The sequence below is a fragment of the Rhodococcus sp. FG69 genome (assembly GCF_057808915.1).
In genome coordinates this window covers 101648-114079 of record NZ_JBMDIX010000002.1, presented here as the reverse complement: position 1 = coordinate 114079, position 12432 = coordinate 101648, and the positions used below count along the sequence as shown (strand labels likewise).

At 63.7% G+C, this 12432-nt stretch carries 10 protein-coding genes and 2 pseudogenes; 6 read left to right on the top strand and 6 right to left on the bottom strand.

The genetic code is table 11. The annotated features are described in order from the left end of the window. The first annotated feature begins 52 nt into the window (after nt 1-52). The 4 genes from rpmA (at nt 53) to ACODSO_RS02950 (ending at nt 4894) form a co-directional block, all read left to right on the top strand. Nucleotides 53-316 carry a 50S ribosomal protein L27 gene (rpmA, locus tag ACODSO_RS02965; protein ID WP_068378603.1) on the top strand — a complete coding sequence of 88 codons (264 nt, stop codon included), beginning with the start codon at nt 53-55 and terminating at the stop codon, nt 314-316. Between the two features lie 181 nt (nt 317-497). After that, entirely contained in the window at nt 498-1946 is a 1449-nt protein-coding gene (gene obgE / locus ACODSO_RS02960) for a GTPase ObgE (RefSeq protein ID WP_068378604.1), read from the top strand. Nucleotides 1947-1952: 6 nt separating this feature from the next. Next, nucleotides 1953-3089 (top strand): glutamate 5-kinase, encoded by a 1137-nt coding sequence (gene proB, locus ACODSO_RS02955; RefSeq protein WP_489034910.1) that lies wholly within the window; start codon nt 1953-1955, stop codon nt 3087-3089. 107 nt (nt 3090-3196) lie between these two features. Continuing rightward, the gene (locus ACODSO_RS02950; RefSeq protein WP_489034909.1) at nt 3197-4894 is read left to right on the top strand and encodes an MFS transporter; all 1698 of its coding nucleotides are present in this window, start codon (nt 3197-3199) and stop codon (nt 4892-4894) included. Nucleotides 4895-4901: 7 nt separating this feature from the next. Here the strand turns inward: ACODSO_RS02950 and ACODSO_RS02945 are convergent, their stop codons facing one another. From ACODSO_RS02945 to ACODSO_RS02925, 5 genes and pseudogenes are all read right to left on the bottom strand, one after another. Continuing rightward, the gene (locus ACODSO_RS02945; protein WP_489034908.1) at nt 4902-5762 is read right to left on the bottom strand and encodes an NAD-dependent protein deacetylase; all 861 of its coding nucleotides are present in this window, start codon (nt 5760-5762) and stop codon (nt 4902-4904) included. Nucleotides 5763-5920: 158 nt separating this feature from the next. Continuing rightward, complete coding sequence (locus ACODSO_RS02940) at nt 5921-6319, bottom strand: ectoine synthase (protein WP_489034907.1); 399 nt, start codon at nt 6317-6319, stop codon at nt 5921-5923. A gap of 47 nt (nt 6320-6366) precedes the next feature. Then, on the bottom strand, nt 6367-7641 hold the full coding sequence (gene ectB / locus ACODSO_RS02935; protein ID WP_489035107.1) for a diaminobutyrate--2-oxoglutarate transaminase: 1275 nt from the start codon (nt 7639-7641) through the stop codon (nt 6367-6369). A 48-nt stretch (nt 7642-7689) separates the two neighbouring features. After that, nucleotides 7690-8190: pseudogene (gene ectA / locus ACODSO_RS02930) on the bottom strand (diaminobutyrate acetyltransferase); the annotation flags it as partial. Between the two features lie 238 nt (nt 8191-8428). Further along, nucleotides 8429-10534, bottom strand: a pseudogene (locus ACODSO_RS02925) (RecQ family ATP-dependent DNA helicase). 88 nt (nt 10535-10622) lie between these two features. On the opposite strand from ACODSO_RS02925, the gene crcB (ACODSO_RS02920) reads away from it, so the two are divergent. Further along, nucleotides 10623-11126 carry a fluoride efflux transporter CrcB gene (crcB, locus tag ACODSO_RS02920; protein ID WP_489034905.1) on the top strand — a complete coding sequence of 168 codons (504 nt, stop codon included), beginning with the start codon at nt 10623-10625 and terminating at the stop codon, nt 11124-11126. Next, a complete protein-coding gene (gene crcB, locus ACODSO_RS02915) occupies nt 11123-11494 on the top strand; it encodes a fluoride efflux transporter CrcB (protein WP_489034904.1) in 372 nt (123 codons plus the stop codon). Before crcB (ACODSO_RS02920) ends, crcB (ACODSO_RS02915) begins: the two co-directional genes overlap by 4 nt. A gap of 6 nt (nt 11495-11500) precedes the next feature. On the opposite strand, the gene ACODSO_RS02910 is transcribed toward crcB (ACODSO_RS02915), so the two are convergent. Then, complete coding sequence (locus ACODSO_RS02910) at nt 11501-12397, bottom strand: LysR family transcriptional regulator (protein WP_489034902.1); 897 nt, start codon at nt 12395-12397, stop codon at nt 11501-11503. Between the last annotated feature and the right edge of the window lie 35 nt (nt 12398-12432).

Genomic DNA, 12432 nt, shown 5'->3' with positions numbered 1-12432 from the left:
GCCGGTTTTGCTCGCGGAGCTGGCGTTCTTCTTACCCGAGGAGGGTACGCACATGGCACATAAGAAGGGTGCATCAAGCTCCCGTAACGGTCGCGACTCAAATGCTCAGCGCCTCGGCGTGAAGCGTTTCGGCGGCCAGACGGTCAGCGCAGGCGAGATCCTGGTTCGTCAGCGCGGCACTCACTTCCACCCCGGCGTCAACGTCGGCCGTGGCGGCGACGACACGCTGTTCGCTCTCTCTGCAGGAGCAGTCGAGTTCGGCGCCAAGCGTGGACGCAAGACCGTGAACATCGTTCCGGTCGCAGTCGAGGTCTAGTCCTACACTGCATCATCTGCGTCGATCAGAGGCCGGAGAAGTCCGACCACGAGACGACGCGCCCAAGCCAGTCGACAAGGGCGGACCAGGGTCATTCAACCCGGGTCCGCCCTTATCGTCTTTCCTAGGGCATCGAACATTTCGGTCGGTAAGAACGACCGAGGAAGGATCGAAGGCAGCTATGTCACGATTCATCGACCGCGTGGTACTGCATGTCAGTGCCGGTAAAGGCGGCAACGGCTGCTCTTCGGTTCATCGCGAGAAGTTCAAACCGCTCGGCGGCCCCGACGGAGGCAACGGCGGTCAGGGCGGCGGCGTCGTGTTCGTCGTCGACAGCAGCGTCCACACGCTTCTCGATTTCCACTTCCATTCGCATGCCAAGGCGAGCAACGGAACCCAGGGAATGGGCGGGAACCGGGAGGGGGCCAACGGTGAGGATCTGATCCTCAAGGTCCCTGACGGCACGGTCGTCCTGGACAAGGACGGACGCATCCTCGCGGACATGATCGGCGAGGGCACCCGGTTCGACGCTGCACCAGGAGGTCGTGGCGGACTGGGCAACGCAGCGCTGGCGTCGAAGGCTCGTCGTGCGCCTGGATTCGCCTTGCTCGGCGAGGAGGGCATCGAGCGCGATTTGGTGCTCGAACTCAAGTCTGTTGCCGATATCGGTCTCGTCGGATTCCCGTCCGCAGGCAAGTCTTCGTTGGTGTCGGTGTTGTCTGCCGCCAAGCCGAAGATCGCGGATTACCCGTTCACCACGCTTGTGCCGAACCTGGGCGTCGTCTCCAGCGGCGATACGACGTACACCGTGGCCGACGTCCCGGGCCTGATTCCCGGTGCGAGCCAAGGCAAAGGACTCGGTCTCGACTTTCTGCGGCACCTCGAACGAACTGCGGTCCTGGCTCACGTAGTCGACTGCGCCACACTGGATCCGGGCCGCGACCCGGTCTCCGACGTCGACGCGCTCGAAGCCGAGCTCGCAGCCTACAAGCCTGCGATGCTGGGTGATGCAAGCCTGGGTGACCTCGCCGACCGTCCGCGGATCGTCGTACTCAACAAGGCGGACATCCCCGAAGCTGCCGAGTTGGCCGAGATGGTCACGCCCGAGTTCGAAGCTCGCGGTTGGCCGGTCTTCACGATCTCCGCTGTGAGTCACGAAGGCCTGAAGCCGCTGATCTACGCCCTCGGCAAGATGGTCGAGGACTACCGCGTCGCCCACCCGCCGGCAGAACCGCGTCGACCTGTCCTGCGGCCCGTTGCACGCAACGAAGAGGGCTTCCAGGTCATCAAGGATCCCGATGTGCCGGGCGGATTCGTGGTGTTGGGCACCAGGCCGGAACGGTGGGTGCGCCAGACACAGTTCAGCAACGACGAAGCGGTCGGTTACCTCGCGGACCGTCTGGCGCGCCTCGGCGTCGAGGACGCTCTCATCAAGCTGGGAGCTCAGCCGGGCGCATCCGTGACCATCGGCGACGTGTCGTTCGACTGGGAGCCACAGACGACCGCCGGCGTGGAGATCACCCGTACGGGACGCGGCACCGACATTCGACTCGATCAGGTCGAGCGCATCGGTGCAGAGGAACGCAAGCATGCTCGTCGAGTCCGCCGTGGACTCGACACCGAAGAGTGAGTGGACGTGACTGCTGAATCCGATTCTTCAGTAGGGGTATCGGCGACCAGGTCGACCATCGCCGATGCCAAGCGGATCGTGGTCAAGATCGGCTCCTCTGCGTTGACCTCACTCGTCGGTGGTCTCGACGTCGGACGCCTCGATCTTCTTGCCGATGCCGTCGAGGCCAGGATGCGGGCAGGTACCGACGTGATCGTGGTGTCCTCCGGGGCTATCGGCGCTGGTATCGCCCCATTGGGACTGACCAAGCGGCCACGGGATCTGGCGACGAAACAGGCTGCCGCCAGCGTCGGGCAGCTCGCACTTGCACACGCGTGGGGGACGTCGTTCGCACGGTACGGACGCACCGTCGGACAGGTGCTCCTCACGGCCGAGGACATCGCTCGTCGCACCAATCATCGCAATGCGCAACGCACCCTCGACCGGTTGCGGTCCCTCGGCGCGGTCGCCGTGGTCAACGAGAACGACACGGTGGCCACCGCCGAGATCCGCTTCGGTGACAACGATCGACTGGCCGCGCTCGTCGCGCACCTCGCGGGGGCCGAGGCCCTGGTACTTCTGTCCGACGTCGACGGTCTCTACGACGGTGATCCGCGCAAGGGTGACGCCGTGCTCGTTCCCGAGGTGAACAGCCCGGAAGACCTCGACGGAGTCGTCGCCGGGGCCGGGGGAGCCCTCGGAACCGGCGGAATGGCGTCCAAACTGTCCGCTGCGCGCCTGGCTGCGGACGCCGGTGTCCCGGTCCTGCTCGCAGCGGCCGCGGACATCGACGTCGCGTTGACGACGGCGCAAGTCGGAACGGCCTTCGCCGGTCGACCGATACGGCTGTCCTCACGACGATTCTGGGTTCGCCACGCCGCCGATGTACAGGGCGATCTGTATCTGGACGCGGGTGCGGTCACCGCAGTGGTCGGTGGTCGGCGCTCGTTGTTGTCTGCGGGAATCACCGGAATCTCCGGGCGCTTCTACGGAGGCGATGTCGTGGCGCTGCGCGATCCCGACGGTGTCGTCGTCGCTCGTGGCGTCGCCGCGTACGACGCCTCCGAGCTGACCGGAATGCTCGGCAAGTCCAGCTCCGACCTGTCACCGGAGTTGCAGCGTCCCGTCGTACACGCCGACGACCTGGTCTCGGTCGAGAGCTAGATTTCCACCCATACCGGACAAAGCGGTTCGTTTTCGCTCGTAGGTGTTGCGCTGCACGTGAATCGACAGTTCGATGGTGTGCACCGAAGGTGATCTAGGAGCGCGCTATGGACCGGACCGAACTCTCGACCGACGCGGACGCAGTGTTTCGGCGGCGGTGGCTCATCCTCGCGGTCATGGTGGTGTGCCTTCTGGTCGTCATCCTCGACAACACCATCCTCAACGTCGCGCTGAAGACTATTCAGTCCGACCTCGATGCGTCGCAGAGCGCGATGCAGTGGGCGGTGGACAGCTACGCGGTCGTGTTCGCAGGACTGTTGATCGTGTGGGGTGTGACCGGTGACCGAATCGGACGCAAACGGACCCTCGTTATCGGAATGGTGTTGTTCGGCATCACGTCGGCGCTGTGCTCGACGGCCGACAGCGCGACCGAGCTCATCGTCTACCGGGCGCTCATGGGTATCGGCGCGGCGGCAGTTCAGCCGCAGACACTGTCGATCATTCAGAACGTGTTCGAACCGGACGAACGCCCGAAGGCAATCGGGATCTGGGCAGCGGCGTCGGGAATTGCGATTGCGCTCGGTCCGATCACCGGTGGAGCTCTGCTCGAATTCTTCTGGTGGGGATCGGTTTTCCTCGTCAACGTTCCGATCGTCATCATCGGTGTTGCATTGATCGTCGTACTGGTTCCCGAGTCGAAGGATCCGAATCCAGGCAAGATCGACCCGTTCGGAGTGGTTCTGTCCATCGTGGCCCTGGTCACGCTCGTCTTCGGGATAATCGAGGGCGGCAACACCAATGACTGGTTCCAGTGGCGGTCGTTGGGTGCCATCGTCCTCGGGCTGATCTTGTTGACCCTGTTCGTCGTACTGGAGCGTCGAAGCGCGCACCCGACGATCGACGTGACGTTGTTCAAGAATCGACAGTTCTCTGCGGGCACCATTTCGATTGCCCTTGTGTTCTTTTCGTTGATGGGTGCCACCTTCTACCTGGCTTACTATCTGCAGGCCATTCGTGGCTACACCCCGCTCGCCGCGGGTGTTGCACTGATCGCGGTCGCCGCGGGCGTCATGATTTCGGCCAGTCAAGCCGCCAAGCTGTCCGATCGGTTCGGTGCCCGGTACGTCGCCGGCAGCGGGCTTACCCTCTTCGCGCTGGCGATGCTGTCCTACGGACTGGTAGGGGAGACAACACCCCAGTGGGTCGTCGAAGTCCAGATGTTCGTGCTCGGCTCTGGCATGGGATTGACGATGACTCCGGCGACGAACGCGATCATGGGGGCAGTTCCACGGGACAAAGCCGGAGCCGGATCGGCCGTCAACAACACGGTCCGGCAGGTCGCAGGTGCGCTCGGTGTGGCGGTGCTCGGGTCGCTGCTGGCGGTGGCGTTCCGCGCGGACTTGGGCGCCGCGACCCCCAACGACGTCGCATCCGCGCTGGATCAGCCTTCGCAGATCGTGTCTCAGCTGCCGACGGAGGTCCAGGTCACTCCGCTGGTATCCGCCGACGCGAGTGAATCCATCGGCGGCGCACTCGAATTCGCGGGCCGGTCAGCGGAGGCGCTGACAGCACGTGCCGCGTTGCCGCAAGCGGATCGAATTCCTGCCGATGTCATGGCGGAGCAGAAGCAGAACGCCGAGGAGACGCTGACGACATTCGTCGCCGAGTCCAAAGCGGCTTTCGTCCACGGCATGCATGTGTCCTCGGTCGCAGCTGCGGGGAGCGCCTTCCTCGGGGCGATTGCCGCGTTCACGCTGCTACCGGGCAGGCTGCGGGTGGAGGACGAGGTCGAGATTTCGGTGTGAACGAGGTCTAGTGAAGGGGAGGCAGCGCTTCCACCAGCGCGGCCAGCGTCTCCGAGCAGCCCGCGTGGGTTGTGATGGACGCGAATTCGTCGCCCCTGGTAGGGCCGCGATTCACGACGACGATCGGCATTGCGGCTTTTGCCGCCCGACGGACGAACCGTAGCCCGGACATGACGGTCAACGACGATCCCACCACCAGAAGCGCATCCGAGCTGTCCACCAGGTCGAAGGCTTGCGCCACACGGGGCTTGGGCACGCTCTCACCGAAATAGACGATGTCCGGTTTGAGTATCCCTCCGCAGCGTTCGCAGTCGACCATGTGAAAGTGCGCCGTGTCGGTGATGATCGCATCGGCGTCCGGCGCGATCTCCACCCCCTCGGAGGGGGCGACACTGTCGAGAAATCCCGGGTTCTTCGCGTCGAGACGCCGAGCCAGCGTGAAGCGTGACACCAACTGTTGGCAGTCGAGGCATCGAACGCGGGCATACACGCCGTGGAGGTCGATCACCTGCTTGCTCCCGGCCTTGGTATGCAGCATGTCGACGTTCTGGGTGATGATCCCCGAGACAATGCCTCGGCGCTCGAGAGCGGCGAGAGCACGATGGCCATCGTTCGGACGCGCTGCGTCCATATGACGCCAGCCGACGTGGTTGCGGGCCCAATAGTGGCGGCGGAACTCGTCGTCGCCGACGAACTGCTGATAGGTCATCGGGTTGCGTGGGGGTGAGTCCGGCCCGCGATAGTCGGGAATTCCGGAATCGGTGGACATCCCGGCGCCGGATACGACCGCAACTCGCTTGCCCTCGAGCAACCGCGAAATGGCAGTCAGATGCGCCGAGGCCAGGTCGGAAGGAACGAGTGAAGCCACGCACTCCAGATTAGCGCCCGATACCGAGCGCATCACGGGAGTAGGTACAGCTCCGCCCCGCTCGATCGCTGTCATCGACTTTCGGTCCTGTTCGGGGCCGACGGTTGTAGCGTTCGGGCGGGGCGGAGGTGAAGAGATACGCGAAGAGCCTGCGGGCTTTAAGCAGGTACCTCGACGAGGGGGTAGACACCGTTCTCGTCGTGGGTCTCGTTGCCCACCACGGGTGGGTTGAAGACGCACAGCATGCGCATCTGTGTACGAGGTTCGACGGTGTGGCGCTCGTTGCCGTTGAGTAGGTACATGGACCCAGCGGCGAGCTCGTAGGTCTCACCCGTCTCACGATCGGTGAGTGTGCCTTCACCCTCGATGAGCCACACGGCTTCGATGTGGTTGGCATAGTGAAAGTTGTTCACCGTGCCGGCCTTGATCGTGGTCTCGTGGAACGAGAAGCCGACTTTGTCGCCGCCGAGGATGATGCGCTTGCTGCGCCAGTTTCCGTCCTCGCTGCTGATGTCGCGGTCGGTTCCGGTGATTTCTTCGGTGGTACGTACGATCATGTTCTGATCCCTTCGGCTGGCGTTGTCTCAGGCGTACGAGAAGTGGCTCAGGAGCACACTTTAGCTGTCGCGACTTCGATGATGTCCAGTCCACGATCGAGTTCTTCGATGGTCGTCGTCAGCGGCGGAAGCAGCTTGACGACCTCGTCGGACGGTCCTGCGGTTTCGACGAGCAGTGCCTCGCCGTAGCAGAGGGCCGCAACCTTGCCTGCCATCTCGGGCTCGTCGAAGACCAGAGCCTGAACCATGCCGCGTCCTCGTGTCGATACTCCATCGAACTTGGCGCAGAGCTTGATGAAGCGGTCCTGGATGTGCTCGCCCTTGGCGAGGACCTCCTTCTCGAACTTGTCGTCGGACCAGTAGGTGTCGATCGCAGTCTTCGCAGTGACGAACGACGGGTTGAATCCGCGGAAGGTTCCGTTGTGCTCGCCCGGGGACCAGGCGTCGAGCTCGGGCTTGAACAAAGTGAGCGCCATCGGCATGCCGTAGCCACCGATCGACTTCGACAGCGTGACGATATCGGGGACGATCCCGGCTTCCTCGAAGGAGAAGAACTGACCGGTGCGGCCACAGCCCATCTGGACGTCGTCGACGATCAGCAGGATGTCGCGGCGCGAGCACAGCTCGGCCAAGGCGCGCAACCATTCCGGGCGTGCAACGTTGATGCCGCCTTCTCCCTGAATGGTCTCCACGATCACTGCGGCCGGACGGTTGAATCCGCTGCCCGAGTCGTCGAGGACACGTTCGAACCACTGGAAGTCCTCGGTGACACCGCCGAAGTAGTTGTCGTATGGCATCGGTGTGGTGTGTACCAGCGGAATTCCGGCGCCAGCTCGCTTCATCGAGTTGCCGGTAACCGACAACGCACCGAGTGTCATGCCGTGGAATGCGTTGGTGAAGTTGATGATCGCTTCGCGACCGGTCACCTTGCGAGCGAGCTTCAGTGCGGCTTCGACAGTGTTCGTGCCGGTGGGGCCGGGGAACTGAACCTTGTAGTTCAGGCCGCGCGGATCGAGAATGTTCTTCTTGAACGACTCGAGGAATTCACGCTTGGCGACCGTGGACATGTCCAGCCCATGGGTGATGCCGTCGCTCTGGATGTAGTCGACGAGTGCGTCCTTGAGGATCTGGTTGTTGTGTCCGTAGTTCAGCGCACCCGCGCCGCCGAAGAAGTCGAGGTACTCGCGACCGGTTTCGTCGACGATGGTGGAGTTCTTCGCGGTCGTGAATACTGCCGGCCACTGGCGGCTGTAGCTACGGACGGCGGACTCGACGGTTTCGAAGATGTCGGGCTTCTCTGTGGTTTTCGTCTTTTCGGTCATGTTCTGCGTGTTCCTTTCGTCTGTGCGCACGGCGGCTGGGCCTACTGTGTAGAGCTCTTCTGCCTCGTGGCTATCAGGGAAATCGTTCGGCGCGAACAAATCTGACTTTTCGATATCGGTTCCTCGTGTTCGGGCGAGGGCCGTGAACAGTGCGATGGACGCTTCGTTGTCCGGGCTGATCGTCGTTTCCAAATGTGTGATGCCCTGCGGGGTAAGGCGATCGAGTAGTTCGTTCAACATCCGTCCGGCGAGGCCTTTGCCTCGTTGATCGGCATCGACCGCAACCTGCCACACGAAAAACGTTGTGGGGGAGTCTTGCCGGATGTAGCCGGTGACGAAACCAACTGCTCGTCCGTCGACGTCGGAGACGACGGATGTGGCCGCAAAATCTCTGCACCACAATATGTACGAGTAACTCGAGTTCAGATCGAGCACTCTCGAATCTCTTGCGATTTCCCAGAGCCGGACTCCGTCGGAAATCTTGGGGCTACGAAAAATCACTGCGTCCGGCGTAGTGACTGTGGTCGCTCTTAGCTGTGCAGGCTTCATAGGTAATACAAACGTAACAAGGTGGGCAGGGCTTTTCACGTAGCTTCCGAGATTGGTTGCCGAAACCCCCGCGCTTGCGCAGGTGACAGGGTGATTGTGACGCTGGTCACAAATTGTTGTTGTGTGGTAAAAGCGCGATCGATTCGGCGGTGTAGGTGACGGTTCGGTTCCCGAAGGACAGTGTGGACTTAACGTCGAGCGTCGCCCTTCTGGGGGGTGCGAACTGACGGATGACGCGCTACTTGGGGGTGGCCAGGGCAAACGGAAGCACCGCGTCTGCCCCTGCGCCCCTGAGCGCAGCCGCGGCGCAGGTGAATGTCCAGCCGGTGTCGGTTGTCAGGTCGACGAGCAACACCGGGCCATCTGTGCTGGTCAGATCCGGTACGTCCCACGAGGCGACGAGGCCGGCCACCCTGAACGCCGAGTTGGCGGCCGTCACACGCGGGTGGTCCGGCCTGTGTCGAAGCACGCCCAGGTCGGTCAGCTTGCCGATCCGCGCAAGTTCACCCGCTACCGACTGGACCAACGCAGGGTGCGAGTCCGACTCCATGGCGAGCACAGCTGTCGGCCGAGCCTTCCAGTCCCACGACGCGAGCACGGCGATACAGCCGTCGACCAGGGCCGATGGCGCCGGACCGTCGGGGCCGTCGAGCACGGCACGTAGACGGCCACCCCATCCGAGGTCGGTGAGCCGCCCTAGGACCCGTCCTGGTTCGGGACCGTCGGTAATTTTCCCCGAGAGCGAGACTCCGAGCTTCTTCATCCCGCTCGGCCACTGTTTACGCGGCGGAAGGTCCAGGCCGGGGCGGTCCAGTCTGGCTTTCGCGTTTTCGACCGCAGTCGCGTCGACCTGCGAAGAGTAAGACTGCCCTGTGCAATTGTCGCACCGGCCACACTCGGCTCTTCCGTCGCCGAGGTTCGGATCGTCCAGCTGCCGACGGAGGAATTCCATCCTGCAACCCTCGGTTCGCTGATAGTCGAGCATCGCCTGCTGTTCCGCGTCTCTGGCTTGCTCGAGGCGCTCGTAACGGTCGGCATCGTAGGTCCAAGGCTGACCCGTCGAGATCCATCCGCCACGCACACGCTGAACGGCCCCATCGACGTCGAGGACTTTCAGCACCATTTCGAGGCGGCTTCGATTGAGATCGACCAGAGGTTCCAGAGCCGGCGTCGACTGCGGCTTCACCGGGTCCAGGTTGTCGATGACCTGACGGACGACATGCTCACGCGGGAATGCCACGGAGGCGAAGTAGCTCCAGATCTGCCTGTCCTCGTGACCGGGGAGAAGGATCACTTCGGCGCGTTCGGTCGCACGACCTGCACGGCCGACCTGCTGGTAGTACGAGATGGGGGACGACGGCGCCCCCATGTGCACGACGAAACCCAGGTCCGGCTTGTCGAACCCCATGCCGAGCGCAGACGTCGCGACCAGGGCCTTCACATCATTGTTCAGCAGGTCGGCCTCGAGGGATTCGCGCTCGGTCGTGTCGGTCTGGCCGGTGTAGGCCGAGACCGCGAGACCCTGGTCCGACAGCAAGCTCGCGAGGTCACGTGCCGCCGAGACGGTCAACGTTTAGATGATTCCCGATCCGGGAAGTTGCGCGAGGTGGGAAGCCAGCCACGCCGCGCGTTCGGTGGAGTTCTCGATCTTCACCACCGACAGGTGCAGCGACTCTCGTTCGAGGCCGCCGCGGAGCACGAGTGTGTCGCCGCCGCCGACGCCGAGTTGAGCTGCGACGTCCGACACCACACGATCGTTGGCCGTTGCGGTGGTCGCAAGGACTGGGATCCCTTCGCGCAACTCGGAAATGAGCGTTCGTATACGCCGGTAGTCCGGACGAAAGTCGTGACCCCAGTCCGACACGCAGTGCGCTTCGTCGACCACGACCAGCCCGGCGTCGCCTGCGAGAGACGGGAGTACCTGGTCGCGGAAGTCAGGATTGTTCAGCCGCTCCGGGCTGACGAGAAGGACATCGAGCCGCCCTGCCGCCACATCTGCGTGCACGTCCTCCCATTCCGTCATGTTGCCGGAGTTGATGGTTGCTGCCTTGACACCCGCTCGTTCGGCGGCGGCGACCTGGTTCCGCATCAGAGCAAGCAGCGGCGACACGATGACGGTGGGGCCGAGGCCCTGCTGCCGGAGCAACTTCGCGGCGATGAAGTACACCGCCGACTTTCCCCAACCGGTGCGTTGGACCACCAAGGCGCGTCTGCGGTGCACGACGAGGGCCTCGATGGCGATCCACTGATCTTCCCGCAGGAGGGCATCCGGGCCTGCAAGTTCGCGGAGCAGGCGCTCGGCGTCGGTGCGCAGGTCTGCTGGAGTTTCGGATGCGGTGGTCATGGGGTCCATGGTGCCGCATACCTCCGACACCGACGGCTCCGTGCGGACCGCTAGCCTGTCCGAGAGCACACCTGAGCGGAGAGGCGACATGGCCGATAGACCCAACGCCGGCGATCCGTTCGCCGAGTTGCCGATGGACCCGGACGTCGACGACCTTGCAATGATCGGCAGCCCGACCAGGCCACTACATCTGCAACCATCGGCGGTGGCTTTGGTGTTCGCCGGCGGAGTCGTCGGGACCCTGGCCCGGTACGGCGTCGAAGTGGCCGTCCCCTTTCGCAGTCCGGACTGGCCCGTCGCGACGTTCCTGGTCAACCTGGTCGGTGCATTTCTGCTGGGTTTGGTGCTCGAAAACCTGATGCGACGCGGACCCGATGTCGGCGCGCGCCGACGGGCTCGGTTGCTTGCCGGCACGGGGTTCTGCGGTGCTTTCACCACGTACAGCACGTTCGCGTTGGAGACGGTACTGCTCACCAGGGACGGTCATTGGACGACGGCCCTCGCGTACACGACGTCGACCGTCGCGCTCGGTGCGCTGGCGGCGTGGGCAGGCATCGTTGTCGGTGCCCGCCGGACCGGGACCGCTCGATGATCGTCGTCCTCCTCGCAGTCGCGGGCGCGCTCGGAGCGGTCAGCCGGTTCGTGATCGACTCGTTCGTCAAATCGAAGCTGAAGAACACGGTGTTTCCGTGGGGGACCGTAGGCATCAACGTCACCGGATCGCTGCTGCTCGGATTTCTCGCGGGACTCGTTGTGCTGCACAACGGTTCGACTGACGTGCAGACGGTGATCGGAACAGGGTTCTGTGGTGGGTACACGACGTTCAGTACGGCGAGCGTCGAGACGGTCCGCCTCGTACAGTCCGGCAAGCATTCCCTTGCATTGATCAATGTCGTCAGCACGCTCGTGGTGTCGGTCGGGGCGTGCGCTGCGGGCTTCGCTCTTGCGGGCGTGATCTGACGTCGCCTATGTGCGTCGAGAGACAGCGATGTCGAGGAAATCCCGACTCGGACCGCGCAGCTGCTCCTGCTGATTCCAGATCGCGCGGAGTTGACGAGGCATCGACACGCCGACGACTTCGATACGGACCAACCGTCCGTCTCGGATATCGTCTTCCACTGCCAGCGACGACAGGACGCTCGGCGCACCGGCCGTCACGACCGCGGACTTGATCGCGGTCACCGACTCCAGCTCCAACAGGGGTGGTTCGGTCGGGTGGACGATGTTCTCGAAGGTTGTTCTGGTACCCGAGCCGGATTCGCGCTGCACGAGCGCAGTCGACGCCAGTTCCTCCACGGTGACGGATGCGGTTGTTGCCCACGGATGGTCAGGACCGGTCACGACGACGAGCTCGTCCGTGGCGATGACGCGAATGCCGAGTCCGCTCGGGATGTCCGGTCCCTCGACGAATCCGATGTCCGCGCGCCCGTCGAGCACGTGCTGCGCTGCTTCGGCAGAGTTCATCAACCGCATCTGGGTTCGGACGCCCGGGTGGCGAGTCCGCATCAGCACGATCCAGCCGGGGACGAGGTGCTCGGCAACGGTCATGCTCGAAGCGACCGTCAGGTGTGCGATGTCTTCCCGAAGGAGCGAATCGACGCCGGTGGCGAATTCCTGTGCAGCGTTGAGGACGTTCTCGGCCCATTCGAGTACGGCGACACCCTCGGGCGTGAGCCCCACGCCCGTGTTGGTACGCGCGAATACGCGAAGTCCGATGTCGCGCTCGGCTGCGCGTACTCGCGCGCTGACCGCCTGCTGACTCAGACCGTGCTCACGTCCAGCGGCGCTCATGCTGCCGAGCCTCGCTACCGACACCATGACGTCCAGTGCGGCGAGGTCGGGTACCCGAGGCGAGAGCGTCATCGACACACCGTATCGAAGGTCGGCCCCGGCAGTGG

Coding starts and splice junctions, on each gene's coding strand:
- rpmA (WP_068378603.1), top strand. CDS start 53: ATGGCACATAAGAAGGGTGCATCAAGCTCCCGTAACGGTCGCGACTCA.
- obgE (WP_068378604.1), top strand. CDS start 498: ATGTCACGATTCATCGACCGCGTGGTACTGCATGTCAGTGCCGGTAAA.
- ACODSO_RS02950 (WP_489034909.1), top strand. CDS start 3,197: ATGGACCGGACCGAACTCTCGACCGACGCGGACGCAGTGTTTCGGCGG.
- ACODSO_RS02940 (WP_489034907.1), bottom strand. CDS start 6,319: ATGATCGTACGTACCACCGAAGAAATCACCGGAACCGACCGCGACATC.
- ectB (WP_489035107.1), bottom strand. CDS start 7,641: ATGACCGAAAAGACGAAAACCACAGAGAAGCCCGACATCTTCGAAACC.
- crcB (WP_489034905.1), top strand. CDS start 10,623: ATGGCCGATAGACCCAACGCCGGCGATCCGTTCGCCGAGTTGCCGATG.
- crcB (WP_489034904.1), top strand. CDS start 11,123: ATGATCGTCGTCCTCCTCGCAGTCGCGGGCGCGCTCGGAGCGGTCAGC.
- ACODSO_RS02910 (WP_489034902.1), bottom strand. CDS start 12,397: ATGACGCTCTCGCCTCGGGTACCCGACCTCGCCGCACTGGACGTCATG.